This is a genomic window from Marinococcus halophilus (assembly GCF_002265875.1).
Lineage (GTDB): Bacteria > Bacillota > Bacilli > Bacillales > Marinococcaceae > Marinococcus > Marinococcus halophilus.
This window is the reverse complement of record NZ_NPFA01000047.1, coordinates 1-1,123: the sequence shown is the minus strand read 5'-3', so window position 1 is coordinate 1,123 and position 1,123 is coordinate 1. Positions and strand designations below refer to the sequence as shown.

The window sequence follows — 1,123 nt, the reverse complement described above, 5'->3', positions numbered from 1 at the left end:
TGATCGCCATCGATGATACCGTCGTTCCCAAATCGAAACCTTCGTCACAGGCGCACCACCCGATGGACGACGGCGGATACCATTTTGATCATCAGACCGGGACGACCGTTTACGGGCATCAATGGCTCACCATCATGGCAGGCACGAACAAGCGCCTGTATCCTTATCATATCGAACGGTATGAGAAAGAACACGGACCCAGTAAAATCGATCTGGCCCTTCAGCAGCTTCGTATTATCGACGTGGGCGATCGTCCCGTGTATGTCCTGGCTGACAGCTGGTACGCATCGGAAAAACTGATCCGTACTGTCCGGGACCGGGGCTGGCATTTTATCGGTGCCATCAAAAGCAACCGCGTGCTCGACACGGCCCCCATGCCGTTACCAGCCAGAGACTGGGCCCAACGGGCCCGGCAGGTGGAAGATCTGGACCTTGTGACCGTCCGGAGCACCACGTATGAAATGGTCCGGTTTCAGGGTCGGTTGAAAGGTGGCCTCTCGGGCGTAGTCGTTGGTTCCCGGGCTTCTGCTTCCCACGAAGCGTACCGGTTTTTCTTTTCCACCGACCCCTCGAGGACCGCGGCGGACGTCTTATCCTGGTATCAGCACCGGTGGGCGATTGAAACCTTTTTCCAGGAAGCCAAGGGCAAGCTGTCGATGGGCGGATACCGGTTGCGGAGCGCCCCGGCCATCCGACGCTACCTGCTTCTCCTCCAAACCGCCTGGCTGCTGCTTGCGTGGGCATTTGCGGGCACCATCAGTGAAGCCTTTCATGCCAGTCACCAGGATCACCGACGGCGAGAGATTGCGGATATTTATCAGCGCGCCCGTGCGGGCGCCACCCTGGAAAGTGTGTATGACGCTTACCGTGTGGCCTGACCCGCAAAGCCATCGGTTGGATGATATTGTCGATGATTTCCAATATTTAAATCCATGACCAACATTTGTTTTCAAAACTGCAACATTAGAGCTTCTGCTCTTATGTTGCAGGTTTGCTAACAATTATTTCCATTAAAAATAAAAAAGAGACAGAATCCCCGTTGATACGGTACGATGACATCGACGAAAACACCATCGAGAAAGGATTCTGCCTCATGTCTACCGTATCATATTCCTCCTGCATC

The 1,123-nt window shown here is 54.2% G+C and carries 1 protein-coding gene; it reads left to right on the top strand.

Annotated features, from left to right (window positions below; all coding sequences use genetic code 11):
* Positions 1-878 (top strand): transposase (locus tag CHL76_RS16640; RefSeq protein WP_143747486.1); only part of this gene is annotated, 878 nt, incomplete at its 5' end.
* Positions 879-1,123: the final 245 nt, after the last annotated feature.